31 protein-coding genes are annotated in these 24,556 nt (G+C 38.6%); 1 reads left to right on the top strand and 30 read right to left on the bottom strand.

The genetic code is table 11. From position 1 onward, the window contains the following. Positions 1-28 precede the first annotated feature (28 nt). The 16 genes from QPK24_RS10840 to QPK24_RS10765 all read right to left on the bottom strand — a co-directional run bounded on the left by QPK24_RS10840 (position 29) and on the right by QPK24_RS10765 (position 11,989). Complete coding sequence (locus QPK24_RS10840; protein ID WP_285748600.1) at positions 29-1,666, bottom strand: response regulator transcription factor; 1,638 nt, start codon at positions 1,664-1,666, stop codon at positions 29-31. Continuing rightward, the gene (locus QPK24_RS10835; RefSeq protein WP_285748598.1) at positions 1,641-3,419 is read right to left on the bottom strand and encodes a sensor histidine kinase; all 1,779 of its coding nucleotides are present in this window, start codon (positions 3,417-3,419) and stop codon (positions 1,641-1,643) included. The genes QPK24_RS10840 and QPK24_RS10835 overlap by 26 nt, the downstream gene beginning before the upstream one ends. 97 nt (positions 3,420-3,516) lie before the next feature. Then, entirely contained in the window at positions 3,517-4,074 is a 558-nt protein-coding gene (locus tag QPK24_RS10830) for a hypothetical protein (RefSeq protein WP_285748596.1), read from the bottom strand. Between the two features lie 42 nt (positions 4,075-4,116). Beyond that, positions 4,117-5,583, bottom strand: a complete 1,467-nt coding sequence (locus QPK24_RS10825) for an amidase family protein (protein ID WP_285748594.1) — start codon at positions 5,581-5,583, stop codon at positions 4,117-4,119. A gap of 31 nt (positions 5,584-5,614) precedes the next feature. Beyond that, positions 5,615-5,827, bottom strand: coding sequence for a hypothetical protein (locus QPK24_RS10820; protein WP_285748591.1), 213 nt, complete (start codon positions 5,825-5,827; stop codon positions 5,615-5,617). Positions 5,828-5,963: 136 nt separating this feature from the next. After that, entirely contained in the window at positions 5,964-6,419 is a 456-nt protein-coding gene (locus tag QPK24_RS10815) for an NUDIX domain-containing protein (RefSeq protein WP_285748590.1), read from the bottom strand. 57 nt (positions 6,420-6,476) lie between these two features. Next, positions 6,477-6,914: an NUDIX hydrolase gene (locus QPK24_RS10810; protein ID WP_285748588.1), complete on the bottom strand. Its 438-nt coding sequence runs from the start codon at positions 6,912-6,914 to the stop codon at positions 6,477-6,479. Positions 6,915-6,961: 47 nt separating this feature from the next. Further along, a complete protein-coding gene (locus QPK24_RS10805; protein WP_285748586.1) occupies positions 6,962-7,450 on the bottom strand; it encodes a GNAT family N-acetyltransferase in 489 nt (162 codons plus the stop codon). Between the two features lie 67 nt (positions 7,451-7,517). Continuing rightward, positions 7,518-7,934, bottom strand: coding sequence for a GNAT family N-acetyltransferase (locus QPK24_RS10800; RefSeq protein WP_320416917.1), 417 nt, complete (start codon positions 7,932-7,934; stop codon positions 7,518-7,520). 30 nt (positions 7,935-7,964) lie between these two features. Next, positions 7,965-8,444 carry a putative periplasmic lipoprotein gene (locus QPK24_RS10795; RefSeq protein ID WP_285748584.1) on the bottom strand — a complete coding sequence of 160 codons (480 nt, stop codon included), beginning with the start codon at positions 8,442-8,444 and terminating at the stop codon, positions 7,965-7,967. 52 nt (positions 8,445-8,496) lie between these two features. Continuing rightward, a complete protein-coding gene (locus QPK24_RS10790; protein WP_407083009.1) occupies positions 8,497-8,946 on the bottom strand; it encodes a DUF5662 family protein in 450 nt (149 codons plus the stop codon). Positions 8,947-8,997: 51 nt separating this feature from the next. Continuing rightward, positions 8,998-9,468, bottom strand: a complete 471-nt coding sequence (locus tag QPK24_RS10785) for a DUF4871 domain-containing protein (protein ID WP_285748580.1) — start codon at positions 9,466-9,468, stop codon at positions 8,998-9,000. Positions 9,469-9,481: 13 nt separating this feature from the next. Continuing rightward, complete coding sequence (locus QPK24_RS10780) at positions 9,482-9,748, bottom strand: hypothetical protein (protein ID WP_285748578.1); 267 nt, start codon at positions 9,746-9,748, stop codon at positions 9,482-9,484. Between the two features lie 48 nt (positions 9,749-9,796). After that, positions 9,797-10,570 (bottom strand): alpha/beta fold hydrolase, encoded by a 774-nt coding sequence (locus QPK24_RS10775; protein ID WP_285748576.1) that lies wholly within the window; start codon positions 10,568-10,570, stop codon positions 9,797-9,799. Positions 10,571-10,689: 119 nt separating this feature from the next. Continuing rightward, on the bottom strand, positions 10,690-11,199 hold the full coding sequence (locus QPK24_RS10770; RefSeq protein WP_285748575.1) for a 2,4'-dihydroxyacetophenone dioxygenase family protein: 510 nt from the start codon (positions 11,197-11,199) through the stop codon (positions 10,690-10,692). A gap of 25 nt (positions 11,200-11,224) precedes the next feature. Next, positions 11,225-11,989: a creatininase family protein gene (locus tag QPK24_RS10765; RefSeq protein WP_285748573.1), complete on the bottom strand. Its 765-nt coding sequence runs from the start codon at positions 11,987-11,989 to the stop codon at positions 11,225-11,227. A 119-nt stretch (positions 11,990-12,108) separates the two neighbouring features. Between QPK24_RS10765 and QPK24_RS10760 the strand changes: the two genes are divergently transcribed. Beyond that, a complete protein-coding gene (locus tag QPK24_RS10760; protein WP_285748571.1) occupies positions 12,109-14,139 on the top strand; it encodes an ATP-dependent DNA helicase in 2,031 nt (676 codons plus the stop codon). A gap of 89 nt (positions 14,140-14,228) precedes the next feature. Here QPK24_RS10760 and QPK24_RS10755 read toward each other — a convergent pair whose 3' ends face one another. The 14 genes from QPK24_RS10755 to QPK24_RS10690 all read right to left on the bottom strand — a co-directional run bounded on the left by QPK24_RS10755 (position 14,229) and on the right by QPK24_RS10690 (position 24,374). Next, positions 14,229-15,128, bottom strand: coding sequence for an alpha/beta hydrolase (locus QPK24_RS10755; RefSeq protein WP_285748569.1), 900 nt, complete (start codon positions 15,126-15,128; stop codon positions 14,229-14,231). Between the two features lie 71 nt (positions 15,129-15,199). Further along, entirely contained in the window at positions 15,200-15,391 is a 192-nt protein-coding gene (locus QPK24_RS10750; protein ID WP_285748567.1) for a hypothetical protein, read from the bottom strand. A gap of 39 nt (positions 15,392-15,430) precedes the next feature. Next, complete coding sequence (locus QPK24_RS10745) at positions 15,431-15,970, bottom strand: GNAT family N-acetyltransferase (protein WP_285748565.1); 540 nt, start codon at positions 15,968-15,970, stop codon at positions 15,431-15,433. Positions 15,971-16,332: 362 nt separating this feature from the next. Next, the gene (locus tag QPK24_RS10740; protein ID WP_285748563.1) at positions 16,333-16,536 is read right to left on the bottom strand and encodes a hypothetical protein; all 204 of its coding nucleotides are present in this window, start codon (positions 16,534-16,536) and stop codon (positions 16,333-16,335) included. After that, positions 16,533-17,048 (bottom strand): DUF6886 family protein, encoded by a 516-nt coding sequence (locus QPK24_RS10735; RefSeq protein ID WP_285748561.1) that lies wholly within the window; start codon positions 17,046-17,048, stop codon positions 16,533-16,535. The genes QPK24_RS10740 and QPK24_RS10735 overlap by 4 nt, the downstream gene beginning before the upstream one ends. A 58-nt stretch (positions 17,049-17,106) precedes the next feature. After that, positions 17,107-17,964, bottom strand: coding sequence for a GNAT family N-acetyltransferase (locus QPK24_RS10730; RefSeq protein WP_285748559.1), 858 nt, complete (start codon positions 17,962-17,964; stop codon positions 17,107-17,109). 73 nt (positions 17,965-18,037) lie between these two features. Further along, complete coding sequence (locus QPK24_RS10725) at positions 18,038-18,556, bottom strand: GNAT family N-acetyltransferase (RefSeq protein WP_285748557.1); 519 nt, start codon at positions 18,554-18,556, stop codon at positions 18,038-18,040. A 99-nt stretch (positions 18,557-18,655) separates the two neighbouring features. Next, positions 18,656-19,126, bottom strand: a complete 471-nt coding sequence (locus tag QPK24_RS10720; protein WP_285748555.1) for an NUDIX hydrolase — start codon at positions 19,124-19,126, stop codon at positions 18,656-18,658. Between the two features lie 140 nt (positions 19,127-19,266). Continuing rightward, on the bottom strand, positions 19,267-20,274 hold the full coding sequence (locus QPK24_RS10715) for a phosphotransferase (protein ID WP_285748553.1): 1,008 nt from the start codon (positions 20,272-20,274) through the stop codon (positions 19,267-19,269). Continuing rightward, entirely contained in the window at positions 20,271-20,852 is a 582-nt protein-coding gene (locus QPK24_RS10710; RefSeq protein ID WP_285748551.1) for a GNAT family N-acetyltransferase, read from the bottom strand. The genes QPK24_RS10715 and QPK24_RS10710 overlap by 4 nt, the downstream gene beginning before the upstream one ends. A gap of 282 nt (positions 20,853-21,134) precedes the next feature. Then, entirely contained in the window at positions 21,135-22,502 is a 1,368-nt protein-coding gene (gene nhaC, locus QPK24_RS10705) for a Na+/H+ antiporter NhaC (RefSeq protein ID WP_285748549.1), read from the bottom strand. Between the two features lie 601 nt (positions 22,503-23,103). Further along, the gene (locus tag QPK24_RS10700) at positions 23,104-23,301 is read right to left on the bottom strand and encodes a hypothetical protein (protein WP_285748547.1); all 198 of its coding nucleotides are present in this window, start codon (positions 23,299-23,301) and stop codon (positions 23,104-23,106) included. A gap of 216 nt (positions 23,302-23,517) precedes the next feature. After that, complete coding sequence (locus tag QPK24_RS10695; protein WP_285748545.1) at positions 23,518-23,835, bottom strand: hypothetical protein; 318 nt, start codon at positions 23,833-23,835, stop codon at positions 23,518-23,520. A gap of 83 nt (positions 23,836-23,918) precedes the next feature. Beyond that, entirely contained in the window at positions 23,919-24,374 is a 456-nt protein-coding gene (locus tag QPK24_RS10690; RefSeq protein ID WP_285748543.1) for an Lrp/AsnC family transcriptional regulator, read from the bottom strand. Positions 24,375-24,556: the final 182 nt, after the last annotated feature.

Genomic DNA, 24,556 nt, shown 5'->3' with positions numbered 1-24,556 from the left:
GACATCTGGCATAAAAAAAGCGAAACGCTCACAGCGTCCGCTTTTGATCTGTCTTATTCCCATTCTGTCTACGGTATTGCTGGGGAGTAAGACCCGTATATTTCTTAAACATTTTAGTAAAATGAGTGTAATTTACATAACCTGCTTTGCTTGCTATTTCAGTAACTGTGGCATTCGAGTTGAGCAGTAGCTCTTGTGCTTTTTTTATCCTTGCTTGAAGAATGTAGTCACTAAGAGAGATCCCTGTTTCCTTCTTAAACAGTCTCGATAAATAGGCTGGGTGAAACCGAGCGAATTCTGCAATTTCTTCTCTCCCGAGATCATATTCCAGCCTCGCATCAATATATAGACATACTTGTTCCACTACCGAGTGCGTATCCTCTCCATCCGGATGAAGCAGCAGACCCGCACGAGAGATGAGATCATGCGCCCACTCCCGAAGTGCCGCCAAGGATCTTGTTACCTCCGTTTCCAAAGGTTCTTCTGCAGGATAAATACGATATAGCGATATACCATTCTTATGAAGTAATGGGTAAATGGAATGGAGCATTGCGTGATAGTAAGATTGCAAATGCTCTGCTGAACCATTCTTATGATCTTCGATCCAATCAATGAGTTCGTCTGCTTTATATAGTACTTCCTTTATTTTTCCTGTCTCCATAAGTAGTGATATGTCAGATGCCCACGGCAGAGGAATAAGTTCAGATGTAGATGCTTGTTTCTCCAAACTCGGTCGCATATACTGAACTCCGTCACTGCCTGCCACGTTATGCCTGTGGACTTGCTTCAACTTTCGATAAGACTCCGGCATATTGGTTAGCAGTGTCCATTCCCCAATGTAGCAGGACAGACGGCATGACAAATAAGTAGTACACCTAGCCATATAATCTTTACAGGTGAGTTCGAGTGGATCTGGAAATTGTGGAAGCGGTTCAGATGCATATAACAAGACCAGAACATAACCGCGCTGATCTGCTATCGCATCCCCCATACTTCCATTTAGAACGAATTCTTCCGCGGCATTACACAGTCCAAACTCCATAATATCAAGATCTTGATCAGGGAATTTTCTTAGCCATTCCTCAACGCGGAATAATATGGGCAGAATGAAGGTTCCTGGATCGATATCCACATGATAAATTAACTTTAACTCCTTAATTTTCGCTTCATTCATGGGATAACGAGAAGAGCAGAGATCTTTCCAGAATCGGGTCATTCGCTTTGGTTTCCAAGATTGATCTTCTTTTGCATAAGCCTCATAAGTTTTTGTTAATTTAGTGAATTCAAGGTTTTGCATTCGTTTTTCTAATGCTCGTTTGACGGTTTCCATTAAGCTGGCTGAAGCAATAGGCTTCAAGAGATAATCGAAGCTGTGTAGCTGAATCGCTTTTTGTGCATACGAAAACTCGGCGTGGCCCGTTAGAAAAATGGTCTCCACCTGAGCTGCATGCTGCTGAACCCAGATCTGAAGAGATAATCCGTCTTCCTCCGGCATTTCAATATCACAGATCATAATATCAACCTCGCTGTTGATAAGTACGCTTCGAGCTTCATCCGCTGACATCGCTGTATAGAGATGATCAATCCCGATTCCTTTCCAATCTACAGCGTGCAGCATAGCTTCAACTGCATAATATTCATCATCCACGATGAGCAAGCTGTACATTCGTTATCTCCTCCCCCAATTGACTAAGACAGTTCATTTTTATCTGTACCTTCGCTCCGCCGCCGATCTCATTATCAAAATAAAGCTCTGCATTCGCCTCTTTCATTTTCCGAAGACGATGCTGTACATTCCAGATGCCAATACTTTTCCCCGTTTTTTCCTCGGGTGTATATTCACCCTCTTGCAGCCTAGCAAGCACATCTTCTGGGAAACCCGGACCATTATCCTGAATCCGTATCCAAAGCTGCTTCTCTTCTGGTAAATAGATGACCCTGATCGTAATGCAGAGTATATCTCTTCCCTTCTTAAAACCGTAGAGCACGCTATTCTCAACAAAGGGCTGAAGGGTTAAAGGAGGAAGAAGGATCTCTTCACACCTTGGGTCTAGTTCCCACTCGTACTGTAGTCGATTCGGAAATCGCAGTTTCTGAATTTCAAGATAGTTCTCTACATGTTTTAGTTCGTCTTTGATCGGAATGAAGCTGCGGTCGGCTTGCATACTGAAGCGAAAATAACCAGCTAGGTGTTCTGCCATTTTCTGAACTAGATCATTTTTATGCAAGGCTGCTAAACTGTGAATAATATGAAGTGAATTTAAATAAAAATGAGGATTGATTTGCATTTGCAGCTGTTTCAGTTCCGCCTCTTGAACACGGAGCTGCTCTTCGTACATACCGATTTTCAAATCCTGTACTTCTGCCGTCATCTGATTGAAGGTTTCCGTTACAAAGGTGAATTCAGGAGAAGACGATGGACCGAGTTTCACATTCAGTTCCCCTCGGCTGACCTTTTTCATCCCTCGGATCAGTGTGTTCATTGGTTTGAACAGAACTTGTCTTAGAAAGAAGAGCGTGAGAAGAAGTACAATGGATGCGGCAAAGGGGAGCAGGCGGATAATTTGCTGGAATACAGGCAAGTTTCGCATAATGCTTGACTCTGGCAACATAACCACATAGTTAATGACTGCCTCATGAGCAGGTACGCCGATCATTAGATAACGATCATGTTCTTCCCCTTGTTCCACAACCTGATATAACGAGGTGAAGGCTGATCTATTTTGTGAAGCCAGTTGTACGGTTTCCCCTGGTATCTCCGTGCTTGATAACGGAGTCCCCCGATTCGATAAAATAACTGAGCCGCCGCCTTCCCCCCATTCTGTGCTGTGGATCCGCTGATTGAGACTGTCTATCGGTACCCAGGCTCCGGCTATAAACTGTTCATTAATTCGCACCGTTTTCACGAGGTGATAGCGGTCTTTGATCTGAACAATCTCCCATTTATACGTAGGAACGTCTGCTCTTTTGCGGGAAGCTTCCGGCATCAATTCCTTAATCGCTGTAATTTTTTCATCATATCCATTTTGCGTAGCCAGCACGGTGTCCTGATGAACGATATCATATAGAAATAAACCATCCAGCAGATCATAAAATCCGAGATCCGTTCTAAACTTATTGACAATCCGCTGCTTGGCAATCGTGTAATCGCCGCTTCCATAAGATAAGAAAAATAGCGAAATGATATCCGGGTCCTGTTCTCCCAGACTGTATAAATATCGATTCGTTTCCTTCAAAATCCGTTCATTCTCTTCCACATTCTTAACAACATAATTGCGATTCGTCAGAGAGACCTGATCGCGTACTACACCCATTGCATAGACGTTATTAAAGTAGAGGAATAGAACTAGCGGCACCATAATCAGCGAAAATCCGGTAATAAATTTGAATCGCAGAGAAAACCGAAAACGATTTTTCATAAATCATCCTCACCATATCCACTTAATTTGAAAACGTTGTCAACAATCTGTAATTCGCTGGAGATGGAACGGTTCCTTCAAGCGGTAACAGATAACCTCATTTTCTTATTCTTGTTCTAATTCTCCATACCGCTACGATGATTAATAATAATATGAGAATCAAGATGCTATATAGGATAATTGAGGATGGAGTGCCTTCTTCATTGTTACTATTTATGTGCTGTCCGGCTCCTAATTGCTTCAGTTCTTCTCCTGCTTCCGAACTTAGAAGGTTGTTACTGCAAAGACTCGTTATGAGCGTATCATCTTTATCCAGGCTCGCGTACACAAGATAGGTTTGGTCTTTACTGAACTGATAACCACATGAATTTGAACCGCCATCTAGACTCGTGACGATAACCTTTTTATCCTTAACACCCTTCCATCCTCTCTCCACCTCAAAAGTATAATCACGCACCTGACTATATGGGGATAAACTTTTCGTTTCACCAATTTCAATGACTGTCCCTTCAAAAACTGCAGAATAGAGTTCTAATTTCTCCTTTGTCTCAAGAAAGGCACAACTACATGCATATGCTTTTGAAGAAAGAAAAGTCATTAGCTGAATTAGTACCAATGATATGATTAGTAGGATTGATAATATTCGCTTTATCATAGACTTCCTCCTTTTCATGAAGATGAGAGTGGAAATTAGATTCTAGAAGTTCGGTTTTTTTCTACACGAAGTTAGTTGCTCAAATGCAAATGCGATACGTATCAGAGTAGGTTCGCTGAATGCTGTACCTGCAAATGTAATTCCAAATGGTCTTCCGCTGTCTTTATAACCTGCAGGAACTGCGATCGAAGGATAGCCTGCTCTAGCGCTGATATCAGCACCTACATAAGATGGAAAAAGGATTGCATCTAGACCATACTTATTGACTGCGTAATCAATACCGTTATTTTGTGATTGGTATAGATCAGATATCACTTCTACTATGTATTTTGAATTCTTGAGTGGATTATCTAATTGTTCTTTATGCTCTAAAAGATTTTGTCCATACTTGAGTGCCCTTTCAGCGTTCTGTTCGTTCCAATCAATCAGCTCACGAAGAGAATGGACCGGAATATGAGGTGGAAGACTCTGCAGGTAATTTTCAACACTATGCTTAAACTCGTAATTTATCTTGTTCCATCCCCACTCTCTAAGAAACGATGGGATCTCTATATCTTCTATAATATTAGCGCCTGCTTGTTTTAACTTTATTATCGCATCCTCAAACAATTCCGCATCATATTCATCTGCATCACGATACCGACCTATAGGTGCATTTCTAAAGATTCCAATGGTTGCATTCTTTAATCCATCACCATCTAAAAACGTCGTATAGTCCATATTCGGATTTGGATTTTTCCAGGTTGCGGAGTCATTCTCATCTTTCCCTGCGAGTGCACCCAGTAAGATGGCTGCATCCGTAACCGTTTTCGCCATTGGGCCCGGGGTATCTTGTGAATAAGAAAAAGGGATGATCCCCGAACGGCTGATCAGTCCAACTGTCGGCTTTATACCCACGATCGAATTCTGAATAGCGGGACTTAATATGGATGCAGAAGTTTCCGTCCCTATTGAAACTGTAATGAAATTCGCTGCTACCGCTGCAGCGGAACCTGTGCTTGAACCTCCCGCAAAAAAGTCACCATAAGGGTTTAAGACTTGTCCTCCTCTTGAACTGTATCCCGCCCACATCTCCGTAGACATCCCATTAGCCCATTCTGTCATGTTCGTCTTTCCTAGAATAACAGCGCCCGCTTCTCTTAACTTCTGTACAAGAAAAGCATCTCTTGAACTGATATGATTCTCCAAAGCAATTGCCCCAGCACTTGTACGCATCTTATCCTTTGTTTCTATATTATCCTTAAGCAGAACTGGAATTCCGTGTAATGGCCCTTTAACACCCACATTTTTTCTTTCACAATCTAGTGCCTCCACGATAAAAATAGCGTCAGGATTTATTTCCATAACAGAATTTATGTTTGGTCCGTCTTGGTCATAGGTTGCAATACGGTGCAGGTAATACATAACAAGGTCTCTAGAACTAACTTCCCCCTTCTCCATGGCAACTTGTAAGTTGCCGATCGTAGATTCTTCAATATTAACATGATGCAGTTCATAACAATCCCTCATATCGTTCACTCTCTTCGATTCGTGATCAGGTTCATTTCCCCTTGTATTTGCCGTTGTTTTTAGCGTTTATGTACCGTCCTTGCTCTGATTCGACTGCAATATTCTCTGCTGTATCTATTCCTTTTATTTTATATAGTTTCGTTCCTACGGGATATTCATTTGAGAACCCATTAGAGTAAATGCCCTCAAAATCGGAGTATTGTTTCACTTCACCAATCTCATCCTCAATCTCACTTTTATTCACTTCTTCATTCTGAATTTCATATATGTCTTCATTGTATGTTTATGTTATTTTTCATATCATCCGCCTCTTTCTCACTGAGTCTACCAAGCGTTATTAAGTATCAAACTCAATATGAGCTTATAAGGTTCCATTCGGCCTAATAGTGTTTTAATAGTTCCTTGTCAATTTCATCGATGTACCCTATGTCCGTATGTAAATCCCAGTAGATCACCTTTTCCGCTTCTTCGTTAACTAAAAATGGTCTTTCGTTATCAATATCTGCACTAAAAAGACCGCCGTATTCAGTTTTTCCATTCCTTAATTTGAATTTCATTAACCCCCTGAAATCGATTCTCCCCGGTATTTGATTCGTTTCCTCCAGCAGTTCACGTAATGCACAAGCTCTAAGACTTTCTCCTGCTTCACGAATCCCGCCCGGGAGTTCCCAGTTTTGTTTCCACTTATTAAATAGCAGTAAAAAACCATCTTTATTTCTTGCGACGACTAATGCATGAGTTATCGGGTGATTTAATGTCAATTGATCAATTCTATCTTCGGGCAGATCAATAATCTCTTCAAAAATATCACCTTTTTGATTTATACAAATTGGCATCTTTTTCATAACTTCCTTTTCGTTTTATTTTCTTGTTATTTTTAATTAGCCCTTCTCTTACATATGCAATTTATCAGTATGTACATTGAATATTTTATCTTCATACATTTTCACCTGTTCAATCATATGTCCTATATTTCCTTCACCTGCGAATAACGACATATCAAAAAAATCTTCATCTAAACCAGACCAATATAGATCATTCTCGTCACCAGTGATTTCAACATCGCACTTTAATTGACCAACATAAACTTCCACATAACAATCCTGTAAATAGTACTTATAATCCATTAAATGATGGAATACAATAGCTTCCCGAGGAATCCCTGTCTCTTCTAATAACTCTCTATATGCCGCTTCCATACCGCTTTCTCCTGATTCAATCTTGCCGCCAACAAAGTTACTAAGACCTTTATAAGGTTCTTTTAAACGTCTGCACATAAGAACTTTATGTAAATCATTACTATAAACCATGAGAACATTGTAACCCTGCAATATACTCGCCTCCTAAGCCGGTTTGATCTTTTAATCATCAACACGCTCTACTTACAAATAAAGTTTTGATATCTTCTTCCGTTTTCTGTTTTGTTCTTTACTTCTCCGTAGGATACTTCTTTTATGATCTGATCCCAGAACTTTTGAGCGGGAATATTATCTTCCAGCTGACATAATTCCCATACTCCTTTCATTCCTTTGAATAAGGATATAGCTGCTTTTCTGCCTACTCCCATTCTTCGAAACTTACGAAGTATAAAAAAATGAGACAGAACATGATCTTTCGGAGTCTCTTCTTTTTCCTTTATCATTATAAACCCTGCGATTTCACCATTTGCTTTAATAACATACGATTGTTGACTACTTTCATCCGACCAGTACGATTCAAAATCCGGCATAATTTGATATACGCCATTTTCACCAATTGGAGCAGCCGTATATTCCGTAAAATCATAGACATATAACTGCAATAAATTCTCTATTATTGTTCTATCGCTTAGAGCAGCTTTCATAATGGCGACCTTCATCTGTTGCATCTGTTGACCTTCCTTTTTTGAATCTGCATAGGATCTCATTAAGTAACACCCTTACCTGTTAAGGAACTTAATATAATCTTCCTGATTGATATTTATAATTTCTTATCATCATGCCTTCTGCCTTTTTCATTCCTTTATTCATATAAAAATCTTGCAGCTCATGATCACAGAGTAAATCAACCATGTAAAGATCTGCTAATTGTTCTATCATTAGTTCTACTAACTTAGTGCCTACTCCCTGATTTTGATAGTCGGGAATCACTTCAAGTAATGGAATATATGCAGATAACACCTTATCTGACAGTGCATTTATAAATCCAACAACCTTACTTTTGTCTTGATCATACGCAAGCACAATGTAGGTTGAGTTTTTTAATATATCGTAGAATGTACTTAATGATGGAGGATTAGGCCATCCTACAAAAAATCCTGTATCAAGGTCATCCTCTGTAAGATTCTCTAGTGAATACAAATACTCGATCAAATGAGTTCACCCCCTCCTTCTTGAGCGCTACTATTTATTCATATCTAAAATTTTTTTAATATCCGCTTTAAGCGTATCAGTTAAATAATAAAACTTGTTGTAATCTACTTTTGTATTCTCAGACTGAACATTGAACAACTTTACATACTTTAATTCAGAATCGACCATCATTCGGATTTCATAAAACTTCAAGTCTTCTTTTCTTTGTGCCGAGAAAGTTAAACCGGTGTTATAATCCGGTATTTCCGGTTTTGTAGTGACTTCTTCAAGATCAAATATCTGGTCAATTATCTTAAATATTAAGTCTCCCTCTAAACCATCTTTATCATTTCTAACTGAGAATTGAAACTCAGCATTGTTACCTAACGGGTCCAACTTACTTACCATTAGATCTACAACGGAGTTGTCATTATCCAAGTGCTTAACTTCATCAATTAATACATCTGTTTTCGATTTTGAACATCCGGCTAGTAAGATTACACTAAATAAAATGATACATATTCGTTTCATAAAATTCTCCTTTTTATATTTTAAACGATTACATGCAACACTTTGTTTGATGTTATTTTTCCCTTATGAATCTTTCGAGTTCTTCCCTAGTCTCTGGATGGAATAGAATGTTGTTCGAGTTTACCATTCTTTCTACCAAATTTGAGTCTTTAACCTTTCGTCCCCATTTCCTAGAGAACGACCTCCAATCACAAACCATTTCAATCATATATTTCTTTGGCATGGGTAAAGCTTCTTTTGTTTGTTTATTTACGACCCAGTACTCCCAGTGGTGTTTATTATGGTTTTGATGATTCAGCCATGCATATCTCCACGCTAATTCTGTGTTCTCATCCTTCTGATTTGAATAGAATTTACGAGCATAAGGAGCAAACTCTTTAGGTGAAAATTTAGACATATCATGTATGATGCCCTCGATATATAATCCTTCTTTCCAACATTCAATCAATACATTTAACTTATGATCGATGACATAGAGAAAATATCGCCAGTAAACTAGCAGTATAACAATCCTCTCCTTGGGAATAAGTTATTTTACTTGTGACTCCTTCCACTATGACGGATCCTTGACATTCACAATAATGGATTCAAAATATTCCCCTCCAAGATAGGCATCCAATTGCCAAAGTCCACTTGAAGGAAGCATGAGAATGGAAGGTGTATGTGCATCAGCTCCATTATTAGGACCGCCAATAGAATCATATTCCCAGACTAATGTTTCTTGAGGGGTACTGACATCTTTCACTAAACCTTTTACTTTTTGTTTTGTCTTAACGTTTATAGCTTCCACTCTCAAAGATTTTAATTGAAGTTCTTCATTAGTATCCCAAAAATGCCACATATATTTGTTTGCTGTATTTACAACGAAATCAGGCCCAAGTATTCCGAGTTTCTTCTCCACGCCAATCATAGCTACTTGATCTGAGTAAAATGTTGGACTTGGTCTTACCACAGTCTCTTTACCTGATTTACATCCAACCAAAATAATAAGAAATATAAGAAATAGGATAACACGGTTCCGCATTCATTCATCTCCATCATTTATTATTGTCTCTCGGTTCGATATACTGTTCTAATTCTTTTTCAATGTCTTCATCATCCATATTAAATTCACTTGTTTCATCTATTCCATGGAACTTTTCCAAATTATTTAGTCTCTCTTTTAATTTTTGATTCTGACCGTAAAGTGATCCTATCAAACCAGCTAATATAATCAGAAAAATAAACCCTCCCATTTCTCCACCAGTTGACGTAAGAAGCAAAAAAACGACCGCACTCAGGATCATTCCTAGAACAAAATACATTTTCGCTATTCCCCCATACAAAAAGGATCTCAATAATCTTTTACTGCATTACTTTATAACAGGAATTAGACCACTAGGTAATTCTCTGTCATGAATCCAAGCATCAACCATTTTATTAAATAGATCAGGTAAAGCCAGGGATACTCCATGACCAACACTCGGTATGATTAGCCCATTACAATTCATATTTTTATCCAGCAAGTCTGTTACAGATTTTTTCATTATTTGTTTTTCATGATCCCCAACCGTAATTAGAATCTTCGCTTTAGACCTGCTGAAATCTTTCGGTATGCCAAAAGACATGTTTTCTTCAAGAATCTTGATAAGCGTGTTTCGCTCCATATTCGTTGTTTCTTTATAATACGTCTCAAACATTTCTGTGCCGATATATAACTGTTTTGCTTGGATTTTCGAAAAGGTACGATTTTTTGTTAATCTATAAGTCAATCGGATCGTAGGTTTAATCACTTTATTAGCAAATGGAATCGGCCTAACAAGCGCACTGTTAATTATTGCGTAATCTACGAGATCAGGGTACAAACTTAGTATTTTAATAGCAATCTGGGCACCTAGAGAGAATCCAACCAGTATCACTTGTTTACCTTGCGCTTTTGCTTGAATTAAACTCCCGATTCCTTCCGCACTGCTATGAATTGAAAAATCCATTCTTGAACTGAGACCATGTCCAGGTAAGTCCGGAACTAAACAATGATAATTATGAAAGTATTCCAATTGCTTCTCCCACATCCAACCGCTGACTCCTCCCCCATGTATGAAAACAAGGAGAGAATCTTCAGAAGCACCTAATTCTTTATAAAACATCCTCAGAGGAAAACACCCCCTTACTTCTTGAAAAAGATCGTACACATCAGCTTATCCCTATTGAAATTACATTGTTATACGATGTATAAACCTTAAACCTTAAACCTTAAGATTACTACTCAATAAATAAGATCATCCACTATTTTTATTCCCTTTTCACTGCAATAGTCCTTATACTTATTTAATACGGAATAGACATCATCCTGACCAATAACATTATTATTCACGTCAAAATATTGAAGTGAACCGCCTAAAATAAATAGTGTAATGACCTCTTCATTACCAGTCATCAGAGTGTGTATATCTCCAGGAGGCTCAAAAATAAAAGTCCCAGGTTTCGCAGTCCAGTTACGTCCTTCGTATGTCCATTGTCCTTGTATATTGTAACCAATAACAGATCCACCCGTATGACGGTGACGAGTTAGCACTTTATTGCTCTTTATTTTAAAAAGGTACGTCCAAGTCCCCGTGGATAGATCAAATCGCAGCGGTTTAAAGTAACAGTTAACATCCTCTTCATCACCGCCATCAAAAGGAACCCAAGGTAAATCATCAATATGAAATACCCTTTCAGGTAACTGAATGGTTTCAGCTAGTTTTATTACAGCTTCATTAACTAATTGGTTCATATTTTCTGCTCCTAAGTTTTGACTTCTATAGATTTTTCGAGATATGAATCTTTCTGTTATATGCATCCTCTAAAAGTTCCTTGAGCCCTTCTGCTTTTCTCTCCATAAAAGTAGTCCAAAATATCTTTCCCTTAACGGCTAACTCTTCCGGAGTATATAATGCTGGATCAAATTCACCCCAACACCCGTCTGAGGTTAACTTATCCCAGCCCATAAAGTCAGCATAGTTTCTGTTTACACTGGGGATTTTCGATCCCATAGATTCTAATTTGACCTGACCCGGGCATAACCACATGGCAGTACATACCGACAATAAACCGCCGTGCATTTCATCTAATCCTTCCAGTTCTGCTGCCTGTATGGCAACTGACCATGCATCATGATTATGATGCGGATGAATGACTATTATTTCAGGATATTTATAATTAATGTGCTTAATGAATGCCCCTTCCCAGTAAGAACCGCCATGCCCTGAGCATATCACAAACTTCTTGAATCCTTGTCTCGTTAACGCATTTATAATCTCTTCTAGCATCATCATTATTAAGCTCGGGCTAATGGTTACCGTTCCTTTATAATTCGCATGTTCCTCAGAAGTATTAAAAGGTATGGTAGGGAGTACATATGCATCTAGCGCTCTGCCATATACTTCAGCATATCTTTCCGCAATTAAATTATCTAAATGCATAGGCAAATAAGGACCAAACTGTTCGGTAGCACCGATTGAGATAATTGCTGTATCGATACCGCTTTCAAAGAGTTCTTTCGTGGTATTCGTATAATTCAACATGAATTCACAACCTTTCAGAGATAGGTACAGGCACTTGACGGCTAAGATAGCATCGAAGATAATTACAACCACACCAAAAATTGTAGTATTTAGATGATTGATTTTGAAAAGAGGCGATCGTGATTAGCGGGTTAAGTGATCTCTACAAATTACAGAAGCAGGGAACAAAAAAGGATATGGAAACCCCATTAATAAATGCCATCTTCCGAATGTATGATAAATTTTCAAGACTAGGCCTTAATGAGCGGATGGGTCAGCAAGATATGTCTCTGGATATCGCTGATGCTTATATACATAGCCATAATGCGATGATTGAAGCTGGAGTCGGTATTGGTAAGTCCTTTGCATATCTCATTCCTAGTCTGCTCATTAACCTGATCTCGCAGCAACCGATCATTATTGCAACCTCCTCCATACAGCTCTCAGAACAGATCCATAAAGATCTAAGATTCATCGGGAGCCGGCTCGGATTTACATCTGTTCGCTCTGTGGTTGGAAAAGGTATGGGACAGTATGCATGCCGATTTAGAGCAGCAGACCTGATGATGTCAGGTAAGTCAGGTAATTCAAACTCCCCATTGTCTACGCTAGCTCAGCGTATAGTGAATTATGATATTGATGAAAGAGCAGATATTAAGGGCGGAGTTAGTGACTCACTATGGTCCGACGTCTGTGTAAATGATTGTACATTTGAACGTTGCCAGTATAAAAGCACATGTTCATTTTACGAGATGCGAGCTAAAATGAATGCCAGCACGAATGCCAGCACGAATGCCATGGATTTTATTATCGTAAATCAGGACCTGCTCATTCGTGATTTAATGAAGAAAAAAGAAGGTTCCATGGGATTAATCACTGAACGGCCGGCTCTAATCGTTATTGATGAAGCTCATAATCTAGAAGCAAAGGTTAGAGATGCGAGAACGCTCGAGTTCACATTCCGGCGAACGTGCCGTATTTTGGATGATGCTCTACAGCTTCTTTACAAGCAATCTGCAGATCAGAATCTTTTTACGCAATTTAAGTGGTTAAAAAAGTGTGTCAGTCATATTTTCAAACAAGTAGAGACAGACCTGCTTCAGACAGCCAAGCAGGACAATGACCGGATTAAAGTGTCAAAGATCACAGGCATTCCCTTAAAACGTGGAGTGCAGATCTTGAAAGAGTTTAATCTCAGCCTTTCTGTCTTAACTTCCCGGCATGAACGAGAAATCGACCATATTTATGAAGCCATGAATGGACTGATCGATCTCTTTGAGGTGCTTGCTGGTGTGGAGGACAACTATCTCATCTGGGCAAGTAAAACTCAGCGCGATGCCACCGTAAGTATCTGTCCAAAAGGCATTAGCGAATTTTTAAAATACTCCTTATTTAACGGCAAGACTTCGGTTATCTTAACATCAGCAACGCTTTGCCAGAGTGGTGAGACACTTTCGGAACAATACTCATATCTTACACAGTCCCTTGGATACAGGGGAGATTATATGGAGCGCCAAGCTTCACCGTTTAATTATGACTGCCATACCATGATGTATATTGCCAAAGATGTGCCCTACTATAACCATAAGAACCGAGAACATTATCTTGAAGCGGCATACAAGGAACTGATAAGGCTTTGTAATGTAACGAACGGACGAACACTGGTCCTTTTTTCAGCTAAGGAGGATATGAAGTATGTTCATAAGAAGTTACTTGCTGAGAAGCTTGCATGGACGTTACATGTGCAAAGAGAAGGCTCATCTCAGGACGGGGTGATTGCTGAATTTCGAAGCAGTAAAGGCGTCCTTCTAAGTACCGGTGTGTTCTGGGAAGGCATAAATATTGAAGGTTCCGATTTGTCGCAGTTAATTATCTTCCGTCTGCCTTTCCCTGTTCCTTCGGATCCTGTCTATGAATACAAGGCCTCTCTGGTAGAGAATCCCTTGAAAGAAGTGTTCGTACCGGACATGCTGCTTCGGTTAAGACAAGGAACCGGACGTCTGATTCGCAGTGAGACTGACCTTGGTGTACTCAGCATACTCGATTCCCGTCTATCCATTGCAGCCAAAAAGGATTACAGGGAGAAGGTACTTGAAACTTTACCCTTTAAAAGGGTTACGGAAGATTATAAAATTCTTGAACAGTTTGTAAAAGAAAAAGGAATAAAATAATCATAAGATAATTGGAAATTACCGACAGGATATGATGTCTTATTTTAACATGTACAGTGAGCACCTCTTCTAATTCATACGTTCCCTGTTCATCGAGGTCGATGTAAGTGAGTAGATAAGAATTTCGCCGTGACGTCAAGCACTTGTGAATTCCAAAAGCCGGGTCCATGATCTGCGCCTACTACTTTATAGAAGAATGCTCTCTGTCCATGCTCTTTTAACGCTTTATACATCTCTATACTCTGGTTTATATGTACAACATGGTCACTGTCTCCATGAACAATAAGAATCGGTGGAAGCGACTTATCTAGATCTTGATGAAGAGGACTTGCCTTCTTCGCCAATTCTGTATGTTCCTGTACCTTACCACCAATGAACAAGCCTTCCGGAGAATCAGCCGCATCATGATCAAGAATATTATTGTATTTTCCTAAAGTCAGCAGGTCCGTAACCCCATAATAATCGATGACCGCACTAACTTCGTCTGACTCCTCACTGTATAGACCGTTATCATACTCGCCCATCGTAAGACCCGTCATTAAGGAAAGATGTCCGCCCGACGAATCGCCCCATACCGCTACGCTTTCCGGATCTATCCCATACTCCTCTGCATTCTTACGCATATATCGAATCGCGCATTTCACATCTTCCACAGCAGCTGGAAAACGTGCAACATCCGTGTCCCGTATTTCTACACTGGCAATCACATATCCCTTAGCCGCCATCTGAACGAGATTAGGAATGGAAGCATATATATCCTGTTTTCTCCATGCGGATCCTTGTATATATACGATTAGAGGAAACTTGTATCCGCTTCGGGAGGGCGTTACGATCTGCAGTCTTCGTTCCACATCGCCATATTTGGCATAAACTACGTCAGGGCGGTAACTGCATGAATAGTAAGATTCTCCCCCTGCAAAATCCCCGTATATAATCTGTGTTCCTTCTGGTGTTTCGTTGGCTGCAATACCTGCTGCTTTCTGATCCACTTTTAACAACTCCTTTTGTATGAATAGTTGATTCACTGCGGTAAAGATGACTGTTCGAGGTGGAGTGTTTGTTACAATTCACTAGATATAGCAACTATAGCAATACACCACACAATAATGCCAAATAAAAGCCCACTCCAAAATAGTTCAGCTGTATATGACTTATTTTTCACAATTTTTTTGATTGCTCTTAATAGTGCGACTATGAACAAAAAACCTAATATTGGCATTATATAAACAGCAATAAACAAAAATACAATCAAGATTTGAGTTCCTCCTTTTGGAGAATCCTATTTAAAAACCTACTTCTCTGTATTATTAAACCGAAATACTATTTTTCGACCGTCAAAGGTATCATCATTTAACTCAACATAATCGCCTTTACTATAATTAGAAACCGTCTTTCGCCAAAATCTTTGTCCTGTTTGGTTTCTTTCAGAAGGATTGGTGAACAACTCCCATCTCCCCTTCAATTGCTCAAATACTTTGGTAGCAGCCTGTTCCGCGATACCTCGACCTCTATAAGGACGCAGTAAAAAGAACTCATGTACAAAATAATCAACATTCTCTGCACAATACGGGGAAGTAGCAATGAGGATAAATCCCGCTGGACAATCATCTACTAAAGTTAAATAGGGATACAAGCTCTCTGGTTTTTCCCACCAAATATTTTGAACATCGTATTGATCACTTAGTGTTTTAAAATCATCACTCTCTTCATAAATCCCATGAACATTTGGATACCTCATATAGTGTTCTGATAGATCATAGAGATATAAAGGATATATATTTTTTATAATGTGTGATTCCTCTTTACTGGTTAACTGCACTTTGATATTCATAAACTTGCTCCTTAGATATAATTTGTCAGGCTTTGTCATCTTGATGATCATCTTGATGAATTTCTCATAAGATATCATTATTAGATATACCCATTCTTAATATTTCATTGCCCTGAGTGTCATACCAAACTGATCCTGAAGGGAAGCTGTTTTCTACGATGTGAATTAAAGGAATGGTTGAGATGAAATATTCTCCCTCCTGGATTGATAAATAGTATTTTTCACTTTCAAAAAATGCGGGTACATATTGTATTGAAATGAATATGAAGAAAAGGACAATGACTGATGCGACAAGTATTTTATACTTCAATCTCTCCAGTCCTTTCGTATACGGTTCTTAGCTCTCCATTAAACTTACAGGTTTAAGTTCTGAGTATGGTTATTACTTCTCTCTTTACATCTTCAAATACGGGTCTTTGTACAGTGCTTATATCTTCTATATTAATATCTTCAATAAATTTAAATTCGAGCTTTAATGTTTCTTTGCCATAATCCGATCTTTTTTGAAGTAATATTCGTCCTTCGTTGTCTCTTATAATAGCTCCGCCCGTCACGATGATCCTCATGTTCGGTTACTCCTGTTTGCATTTCTCATCCGGATCATGGAGAAGTTGATTGTAGACTCCAGTACATGTTTTATCATAGGCATCAAAGAAGGAGTGATCCTGAGTTCTATCCCTTCATTCAAAATAGCTGTGACCAAGTCATCAATTCTTTCAACATCGATTGGCATAACCGGGCGTCTTGCTACATAATATCCTGCATTTTCTTCTTCTAATTCAAAGTCTGCTGAATCAAAAACGTAGCGATAAATAGATCCTTTTCTGACTCGATCATACCAATCTGTTTCAATTGCAATCATCCGGTTCACCTGAGACATTCCAAAAAACCGAGTAATATCTTGTTCTTTTGTATCTTCTTTAGGCCAAACGCAGACTCTTGGACAGTCCCTTGGAAAATAGTAATGGGGAGCATGATACTTATCAATTGTCCAGACTTTTGCATCTGTTTGATCATAAATTGTTCGAGGGTTAAAGATTTTAATATCTGGATTTTCACTAAAATGAAATAGCTTCATTCCACACCTCTCTATTAAAAAGATTAGTAGTTTCGCATAATTTTTTTAGATCGATTCATTATCTTTTTGTCATCCTTGCAAATCGTGGTCCTGCCTGGAATCCTGTTTTCTTATATAGCAATTCCGCATTATTTCCCACAGTAACACATAATTTTATTACTTCCGTATACGCACTAGCTGATTGTTTTATGTAGTTAAGCATGTACTCTGCAATTCCTTTGTGCCTATACTGAGGGACAACACATAACTCCCCGATTTCTGCAAAACCCAAGGGCATTTTTTCACTGATACCTGCGATACAAAGTCCCACAATTTCATTGTTTTGTTCATCTACGACATATACGGAAAGATTCCTATGTTTGTATACTTGCATAAGATACGAGATATCCTCTAATATCTTCTCGTCACTTGGAACACCAAAGATCTCGTAATCTATTCCACCACTGTATCCTTCTTTCATTACATTCCTAAATCTTGTTATATCAAAAGAATCATCTAATAAGTACAGGGATAATCCACTGGGAGGTACCGGTTCCTTATGCGTACCAGCCGGACAGCACATAACCTGCTTAATTACATTTATTTTAAAACCATATGAGTGCAGTATATTTACATCCTCTTGCAGAACTCCATTGATACGCCTTAGATCATGGCAACATGTTAATAATATGTTCCACAGTTGTTGTCGATCAGAAAAAGGCGGGATCATAAACGGATACATTGCCGTATCGTTCATCTTTATCACCCCTCCAATTCTATCCTCGCCGCGCATGATCCAAAAACATTGGTTTGTGAATTTTGTGTCATTTAGGCGAGTATTCCAGTCATACCACATCTCAATATCAGAGTTAGAATAGATTACTTGATGAACTGCAAACTTATTTTTATCTGCCTGCTCTAATCTATATGGTGTCATAATGTATTGGATCCTCCCTTCCCTTTAGGATGTTAAGAAATCGCTCTTATTAGATGTCTATGGCTTATTCGAGTTAGACAATGTCAATCCAATATCGTTTAATTATATTTCCGTCATCTTCTATGTAATCTGCATCGGCTCTCCCACCATTCTTCATGATGGTTCTTTCCGATCCCATATTATCAGCATCACAGACAACTAATACCTCTTTTATTCCGATTTTCTTAGCTTCACTTAAGGATAGTTCTAATAGTTTGGTTGCATAACCTTTTAATCTTTCAGACGGGCGAATACCATAACCAATATGCCCTCCTGCATTGTACAAATGTGGTGTTAATTGATGCCTAATATTTACCGCCCCTAATACTTTATTACTTTTGTCAACCAGCCAAAAAGTTGAATTTTGAACCCTGCCTTCTGGTTGGCCCATACTTCTTTCATTATTTGACAATAGTCTAAGCATCTTAGGGAAATCACTTGGATCTTGACTTATGACCCATGGAACCATATCCTCACCTGATTCCTTCCACTCTTCATAAAAAGATAAATATTCCTTCTCCAATTCTACATTTGGCTTTACTAACCTAACCATACGTTTTCACGCCCTTTGAATTGCTTTGAATTACGTTCAAGCTTATGCAAATAATGCACAGCTTGATCCGCGCCGAATCTATTGCTACTCTCAACGACATTAGTTCGTTTTCACGTGCTTAATTACACTAATATGGTTGTTATCTCGTTGTGAGAGTAAATCTAGCAGCCCATCTGGAACCAACTTCACGTCAGAATTCGATTCGAAAAAATGTAGTGGTTTCCATTGAGCTTTATAAGCCTGGTCTCCTTCTAATCCATCCACCTCTTCAAGATCATAGAAGGTCTTATCTTTCAAATTCACATCATAAATAAAATCTATTTCATGTCCTCTATCATCCAAAACACCAAAAATGTTCTCTATGACAGAGATTAATTGTAGCTCTTCAATTTCCTGATTTATTTCTTCCCTAATCTCTCTTATTAATGTTTGTTTACTATTTTCTCCAAACTCGATTGTTCCACCGATCGGTCGATAGAATGTTGTACTTATGCCAGGAAAGCGAATAACTTCAAACAGAATATGATCTTCTTTTCTAATGATTCCTAGGGAAACAGATCTAATCTTCATAAGTTTATCTCCTCCGTATAATTCACCTTCTAGCCTCTATGGATAGGTATGGGCCTTTATTATTGATTTCAGCCAAATATCGAACAAAGCAGGCTTCTTGCCTTAATACATTTTACAGTGTAATCGCATTCAAATTTATTTTAAACTTGCAAGTTCTTAAAGAAATCTAGTTTCTCGCTAATAAAATCATCGTCAAAATCAATACTTCCATGAATATGAGAATCTCCTAGACATAACCCCATTAACCAGAGCTGCCTTATTCCCACAAACATCGGTACTGCCTGTAAATCCTTTTCGCTGAGACTTCTTACCGATTGATAGCCCTCAATAAATGCATTCCATAGTCGCTCTAATTTGTCCGGATCATGACGAAGTCGTACTTCCCTCGCGAGTCGAAATTCCGCAATATCGTATGCTCTCCATCCAAATCCACATAGATCGAAATCATAATGAGTGTATGACATATCTTCTTTGAAGCTTACATTCGTATTTCCGTGAAGATCACCATGACAGATTCCCCAGTCCAACTCTTCTAGCGGGAATTCAAGCAGTCTTTCTTCTAATTGTTTGGCAAACGTTCTAAGCCACTCAAAATCCACACTTCGATGATTCATATAGGGTTCGATCGAGACGAATGATTGGTGGATAAGATACGCCAAGTCTAATGGCTGTCTCGTAAATTCAGACTGAAAACCATCTGTTTTCGTATGAATATCAGCTACTGATTTACCAAATAGATGACTTATTTCTTCATCATCAATAGACCTTTCGGTCCCTTCTACAAATGAAAAGAGCACGCCGAATCTGTTGCCTTCTAGAGCGTTCAGCGTTTGAATGAAATTCCCGCTCTGATCAGCTATGGGTAGAGATACCGGGATCCCTTTCCCATCTAAATAGGTTAACAATTCAATCTCAAAAGCAACTTCAGAATACTCAGATCTTCGATCCGCCCTGTAAACTCTAAACACATAGTTAACTTTTGTTGTTTTCATAAGATAGGTATCATTCATCCCGCGAAGCAAATAACGAAACTCCGTAATATCATTCAGACCATAAGTCATTCCTATAAATTTCCGTAGTGCCGTATCAGATAACGTTGAATAAGAAACTGGAAAATACGTCTGCGTTTGCTTCCCCCTGTTATTCATGCTCCATCTTCCTTTTGTTTTTCAATAAATTCATCTTTCGTTAACCCGAACAATATAAAGTCTAAGTACTTACCATTAACGTATACCACCTGGCGTCGGACCCCTTCTTGAATACAACCGAGTTTCCTCATCATCTGCGCCGAACCGACATTTCCTTCAAGAACATAATCATTAAATTTATTAAGTCTTCGTTCTAGGAATGCATATTTTAATAGAATTTTCATGGCGCTCGTTCCATAACCCTTACCGCGGTACTCTTTATCAATGACAATCCCTATACTAAATGTCCCGTTCCTCTCGTTGATACTGTTTAGATTAATACCGCCAATATTATCGCCATCCAGGTTTTCAATAGTGAACATAATCCGTCCATTTGTGGACGAAAAGTTTGCGTTATCTTCTACGAATTTTTTCGCTCCTACAATGGTAGGCGGTAACTCCACAGCACATTCTAGTAAAATACGAGCAGGCGTATCGAAATCACTAATGTAACTGCTTTCCCAATCTTCTTCCTGTATTGTTCGCAGCCTCACCTTCTCATCCTGCCAAAAATAATCCGTGTAATCTATTTCTCTCATGATAACCTCCAGAATTTAATGTATGTAAATAAGATTCCTCTAACAAATCTAATCTCAACGCTTCGCAAAAGTATTTCATCAGATTAACGAGCATACCGAATTATACTACATCCTTTATTTTTATGTAATATTTTACAAAATACTATTCATTTTAAAATCGTTTTTTCCCACCAGCTATACAAAAAAAAGTCGCGATCTACGCGACTCTTCTTAGAAAGTATTTAGTTAAACGCATTTACATTTACATCCACTGTTCTTATTACTCATTCCTATTCCTTATTCCTATTCTAACGATTGTTTCTGCAACTTGGGAATTAGAACATAAGCAAACGTAATCATTGGACTTAGCCATAAAAATGTAGCATAAGGAACATATTCAATAACTGGCACCCCTAAAGTTGCTGCGAAAAAGGCTCCGCTAACCCCCCAAGGAATCAGTGGGTTAACTAGTGTCCCGCAATCCTCCAGTGTTCGCGACAATGTTCTGGCAGGAATCCCCCTGCGAGTATACTCATCCTTGAACATCTGACCTGGTAAGAGAATAGACAAATACTGCTCACCTGTCATTCCATTAACCGCGATGGAGGAGGCTCCCGTCATCAGAACAATATTGCTCTTACGTTTCAGCGGCTGAATCAACTTCCGGAAAAAGGCTTCAATTACACCGCAGTATTGTAATAATCCACCAAGCGATAAGGCGATCAAGATCAGGGATACAGATCCCATCATCGACTGAAGTCCACCCCTATTCACGATCGAAGCTACTGTCTCATTCGTAATCGAGCTGACGTAACCACTCTGCATCACGCTGAACCAGAAGCTAACAGACGTCTGCTGTTGAATAAGTGCAGTAATAAGTAATCCGCTGACAATCCCAACCACAAGTGTTGGAAGAATCGGTACCCGCTTGACGGAGCATACAATCACGGCAATGGGAGACAACAACGTTAACCAATGAATATGAAATCCATCTTGTAATGCAAACTTGATTGCTTGAATAGACGATAGATCAATGGCAGCCGGCATAGGTAAAAATAAGAAAAAGACCGTTGTTAGAATTAGTGCAGGCAGTGTAGTAAACAGCATATTACGAATATGAGTGAAAATAGAAATACCCGCCACCGCAGGAGCAAAATTCGTCGTATCCGAGAGCGGTGACATTTTATCTCCAAAACATGCACCGCAAATAACGGCCCCTGCTGCAATTGTCGGTGTAATACCTGTCGTTAAAGCAATTCCCATCAGAGCAACACCTACCGTGCTCACCGTAGTAAAAGAACTGCCGGTAAACATAGAGACAATAATGGTAATATATAATGCGCTCACTGCAAAAAAATGAGGTTTAACATAATCCATACCATAGAATAAAATGGTCGGCACCGTTCCGCTCATCATCCATACCGCAATCAGAATACCAATGAGTGAGAGTATGAGAATAGGCATAATCGCCGTTTGAATCCCCTGGATTATAGCGGACTCTAGTTTTTCCCAAGAAACTCCGAATATACGAAGCAACACAGCTGCACCTACTGTAGTGAAGAGAAGCGGGATGTGCGGCTCTGCTTTTAATAGAAATATGGATACAAATAATAATGCGAGAATAAAAATAATAAGCGTCATACTTTTTGAAAAACTAAGCTGTCTGTCCATGATGGAAGCTCCTTATACCTGTTTAGATATGATCTCATATCTTCACGTTTTCAATATTTATCATACGTAAGTCAAATTCACTTTTTTACTTTTAAGCTTTTTTGCTTTTTGGCTTTTGTGTATTGAAGTACAGTCGTACTATAAACGAAATTTACATGCCACGTCAATGTAATAAACATACATACCAGGTTTTTATAGTAAAAATAGTTCAGTTTCATGTTCTTATCTCAGATCGCTGTCCATACGATTTATATAATAAAAATACATCCTTTGTTCGTAGGACCGGACAAAGGATGTATTTATTCCAAACAAAAAAACCGCGTTTCCGCGGCTCCTTATGTATTTGTTAGACCTCATATTTTGTTGTTATTACGTTCATGAGTTGTTTGTTTATTAATGGTCATCTTTTGCAAGTCTGAAGAACAAAGCCAATGCCCACCAACAGCATAACAGTATAACTACAGCCATCATCGTAACGAATTCCATGTGATTGCTCCTTTCATCTGCCAATGCATTTATTGTAAAGTAAAAAGAGCACTAAATGGCACTATAATCTTGACAACTATATGTCATTTTATGAAATTCAACCAATGTCGGTTTGCTAATCCATTAACAGCACCCACAAAATAATAAAAGCTATAATCGCAACCAGATAAAATAATACAATCTTACCTATATTTTCTTTGGATTTACTTTCATATTCATGGTTTTGCTTTGCATTCTCTTTTGATAAACCTACAAGTACGGTACCGACTCCCCCAATTACTGCTACGACAATCACAATGATATACATAGCCATACAATCCCACCTTCCTCCCTCTTTTTTACATGCTTCTTAGTTTTGATTATATAGATGTTATCATAATTGTAAATGTTTTCATTTTTATTAACCTAACCCTGAATTCACTTGAAATTCCACCACGCATTGGTATTTGCTTAAACAGATTTTGATGTGACAACAAAAAACACCCGCGCTTCTTGTTACTTCAACTAGAAAAGCGTGGATGCTATCGTTTTACCAGAAGAGCAGAAAGATTCCTAATATAACGGAAGCAGCAGCCAGAATCCTGGCAAGGACGTTCTTTTTCATGAGTTTACAAATAACCGCAACTAAGGCCATTGTTCCAACAGCACCTACAGTGATTTTCTCTGTAGTTTCATTACTTGGGAGTGCGGTAACATTCATAAATCCAATCACTAAACCAAGAATTACTGTAATAGAAAAAGCAATATTATTTACCTTCCTATCTTTTACCATAAACATTAGTGCGATACTAACGAGACTCAGGATCGATATAATAACAAACATAATAAATAATACTCCAAGCGCCATAGCGTCATACCTCTCGTTATTTAATTTCTGTAAGCTTTCTTCTTTTTTGTAAAGCTATTTTCTTGAGTAGTATGATTCGTATGTTACGACAAAAGCGGCGTGTGCTGTTCTAATGCTGTATTTATTTTAACTTCAGAAAAAACCACATGTGTAGATGTAGAAGCATACGTTGAAATTTCATCTAAAAACGTTTCGATATCCTCTAATTGACTTAAGGTCAGCATCACCATATAACACGCCCTGCCTGCAATTCGGTAGCAAGATAAGACGGTAGGATAATTTTCCACAAAAGCTCTGAAGCGTTTGTGATCCCCATGTTGAATCGTTATTTCTATTAAACAATCCATGGTGAATCCAAGCTTTTTACGATTGACTTGAATCGTATAGCCCTCAATCATTCCATAGTCTTCTAACCTTTTCACCCGTTCTGTCACGGACGGAGCTGACAGATTGACCAGTCTCCCGAGTTCCCTCATGGAAAGCCGTGCATCTTTCGTAAGTTCTGCCAAAATAGAAATATCGATATCATCAATTTTCATTTGTAAACAAATCCTTTCCCATTTTGTATCATATTAATAGTATAACCTAAAAATACGTTATATTCGTCATGTGATTAAGTCTTTTAACTCTATAAAATGAAATATAGAAGGGACGTGATCAACATGAAAGATAGAGAATTTCATAAACACGAGATACAAAAGGAAACTGATAAACAAAAGAC

It is taken from the genome of Paenibacillus polygoni (assembly GCF_030263935.1).
In the GTDB taxonomy this organism is placed as follows: domain Bacteria; phylum Bacillota; class Bacilli; order Paenibacillales; family Paenibacillaceae; genus Paenibacillus; species Paenibacillus polygoni.
This window is presented reverse-complemented; position numbering and strand designations above follow the sequence as displayed.

What these genes read in the sequence shown, in the direction of transcription:
- QPK24_RS10720 (WP_285748555.1), bottom strand. Translation starts at nt 19,126, where the DNA reads ATGAAGATTAGATCTGTTTCCCTAGGAATCATTAGAAAAGAAGATCAT.
- QPK24_RS10785 (WP_285748580.1), bottom strand. Translation starts at nt 9,468, where the DNA reads ATGCGGAACCGTGTTATCCTATTTCTTATATTTCTTATTATTTTGGTT.
- QPK24_RS10715 (WP_285748553.1), bottom strand. Translation starts at nt 20,274, where the DNA reads ATGAATAACAGGGGGAAGCAAACGCAGACGTATTTTCCAGTTTCTTAT.
- nhaC (WP_285748549.1), bottom strand. Translation starts at nt 22,502, where the DNA reads ATGGACAGACAGCTTAGTTTTTCAAAAAGTATGACGCTTATTATTTTT.
- QPK24_RS10840 (WP_285748600.1), bottom strand. Translation starts at nt 1,666, where the DNA reads ATGTACAGCTTGCTCATCGTGGATGATGAATATTATGCAGTTGAAGCT.
- QPK24_RS10780 (WP_285748578.1), bottom strand. Translation starts at nt 9,748, where the DNA reads ATGTATTTTGTTCTAGGAATGATCCTGAGTGCGGTCGTTTTTTTGCTT.
- QPK24_RS10775 (WP_285748576.1), bottom strand. Translation starts at nt 10,570, where the DNA reads ATGTTTTATAAAGAATTAGGTGCTTCTGAAGATTCTCTCCTTGTTTTC.
- QPK24_RS10725 (WP_285748557.1), bottom strand. Translation starts at nt 18,556, where the DNA reads ATGGTTAGGTTAGTAAAGCCAAATGTAGAATTGGAGAAGGAATATTTA.
- QPK24_RS10735 (WP_285748561.1), bottom strand. Translation starts at nt 17,048, where the DNA reads ATGAAGCTATTTCATTTTAGTGAAAATCCAGATATTAAAATCTTTAAC.
- QPK24_RS10815 (WP_285748590.1), bottom strand. Translation starts at nt 6,419, where the DNA reads ATGCCAATTTGTATAAATCAAAAAGGTGATATTTTTGAAGAGATTATT.
- QPK24_RS10830 (WP_285748596.1), bottom strand. Translation starts at nt 4,074, where the DNA reads ATGATAAAGCGAATATTATCAATCCTACTAATCATATCATTGGTACTA.
- QPK24_RS10825 (WP_285748594.1), bottom strand. Translation starts at nt 5,583, where the DNA reads ATGAGGGATTGTTATGAACTGCATCATGTTAATATTGAAGAATCTACG.
- QPK24_RS10805 (WP_285748586.1), bottom strand. Translation starts at nt 7,450, where the DNA reads ATGCAACAGATGAAGGTCGCCATTATGAAAGCTGCTCTAAGCGATAGA.
- QPK24_RS10795 (WP_285748584.1), bottom strand. Translation starts at nt 8,444, where the DNA reads ATGAAACGAATATGTATCATTTTATTTAGTGTAATCTTACTAGCCGGA.
- QPK24_RS10700 (WP_285748547.1), bottom strand. Translation starts at nt 23,301, where the DNA reads ATGGCTATGTATATCATTGTGATTGTCGTAGCAGTAATTGGGGGAGTC.
- QPK24_RS10765 (WP_285748573.1), bottom strand. Translation starts at nt 11,989, where the DNA reads ATGTTGAATTATACGAATACCACGAAAGAACTCTTTGAAAGCGGTATC.
- QPK24_RS10730 (WP_285748559.1), bottom strand. Translation starts at nt 17,964, where the DNA reads ATGACACCATATAGATTAGAGCAGGCAGATAAAAATAAGTTTGCAGTT.
- QPK24_RS10745 (WP_285748565.1), bottom strand. Translation starts at nt 15,970, where the DNA reads ATGAATATCAAAGTGCAGTTAACCAGTAAAGAGGAATCACACATTATA.
- QPK24_RS10710 (WP_285748551.1), bottom strand. Translation starts at nt 20,852, where the DNA reads ATGAGAGAAATAGATTACACGGATTATTTTTGGCAGGATGAGAAGGTG.
- QPK24_RS10740 (WP_285748563.1), bottom strand. Translation starts at nt 16,536, where the DNA reads ATGAGGATCATCGTGACGGGCGGAGCTATTATAAGAGACAACGAAGGA.
- QPK24_RS10695 (WP_285748545.1), bottom strand. Translation starts at nt 23,835, where the DNA reads ATGGCGCTTGGAGTATTATTTATTATGTTTGTTATTATATCGATCCTG.
- QPK24_RS10690 (WP_285748543.1), bottom strand. Translation starts at nt 24,374, where the DNA reads ATGAAAATTGATGATATCGATATTTCTATTTTGGCAGAACTTACGAAA.
- QPK24_RS10770 (WP_285748575.1), bottom strand. Translation starts at nt 11,199, where the DNA reads ATGAACCAATTAGTTAATGAAGCTGTAATAAAACTAGCTGAAACCATT.
- QPK24_RS10835 (WP_285748598.1), bottom strand. Translation starts at nt 3,419, where the DNA reads ATGAAAAATCGTTTTCGGTTTTCTCTGCGATTCAAATTTATTACCGGA.